The sequence below is a fragment of the Spirillospora sp. NPDC049652 genome, assembly GCF_040675125.1.
GTDB lineage: Bacteria > Actinomycetota > Actinomycetes > Streptosporangiales > Streptosporangiaceae > Spirillospora.
This window is the reverse complement of the sequence record NZ_JBFAOF010001494.1, coordinates 1-1,224: the sequence shown is the minus strand read 5'-3', so window position 1 is coordinate 1,224 and position 1,224 is coordinate 1. Positions and strand designations below refer to the sequence as shown.

The window sequence follows — 1,224 nt, the reverse complement described above, 5'->3', positions numbered from 1 at the left end:
TCGCCGAGACCCAGGCGGGCAAGGGCTCGCTGCCGTGGGACCACCCGCAGTCGGTCGGCGCGGTCGGCGCGACCGGCACCACGGCCGCCAACGCGCTCGCCCGCGAGGCGGACGTCGTGCTCGGCGTCGGCACCCGCTACAGCGACTTCACCACCGCCTCGAACAGCCTGTTCGCGCGTCCGGACGTGCGGTTCGTGAACCTCAACGTCGCGTCGTTCGACGCGGCCAAGCTCAGCGCCGTCCCCTTGGTCGCCGACGCGCGCGAGGGCCTGCGTGCCCTGACCCGCGCCCTGGACGGCTGGACGGTCCCCGACACCTACCGGACCGAGGCCGCCGAGCTCGCCCGCGACTGGAACGCCCAGGTCGACCGCGCCTTCACCGCGACCGGGCGCACGCCGCCGTCGCAGGCGGAGGTCATCGGGATCGTCAACGCCGAGTCCGGGCCGCGTGACGTGGTGGTGTGCGCCGCCGGGTCGATGCCGGGCGACCTGCACCGGCTGTGGCGGGCCCGCGACCCGAAGGGCTACCACGTCGAGTACGGCTACTCCTGCATGGGCTACGAGATCGCCGGCGGGCTGGGCGTGCGGCTCGCCGACCCGACCCGCGAGGTGTTCGTGCTGGTCGGGGACGGCTCGTACCTGATGATGGCGCAGGAGCTCAGCACCGCGGTCGCCGAGGGCGTGAAGCTGGTGGTCGTCCTGGTGCAGAACCACGGCTTCGCGTCCATCGGCGACCTGTCGGAGTCGGTCGGCGCGAGCCGCTTCGGCACCCGCCACCGCGTCCGCACCGCCACCGGCCTGGACGGGGCTGTGCTGCCCGTCGACCTGGCCACCAACGCCGAAAGCCTCGGCGCGGACGTCCTGCGCGCCACCGGCGCCGACGACTTCCGCGCCGCCCTGCGCGCCGCCGCGGCCTCGCCCCGCACCACCGTCGTCCACGTCGAGACCGACCCCGGCGTGACCGGCCCGGAAAGCGACGCCTGGTGGGACGTCCCCGTCGCCGAGGTGTCGCGGCTGGAGGAGACCCGGCAGGCGCGCGCCCGCTACGACAAGGAAAGGGCGGCCCAGCGCCGCTACCTGTGAACCGGAAGGAACCTGTTCTCATGCGCTCCATCGAGCACTGGATCGACGGCGCCCGCACGGGCGGCGGCCCGACCCTGCCCGTCGAGGACCCGGCCACCGGCCGTCCCGTCGGGGAGGTCGCGCTCGGCCGCCGCGCCGAGGT

General features: G+C 74.9%; 1 protein-coding gene. It reads left to right on the top strand.

The window, feature by feature from the left end:
- Positions 1-1,082 (top strand): thiamine pyrophosphate-dependent enzyme (locus AB0J52_RS41400; RefSeq protein WP_500188744.1); only part of this gene is annotated, 1,082 nt, incomplete at its 5' end.
- Positions 1,083-1,224: the final 142 nt, after the last annotated feature.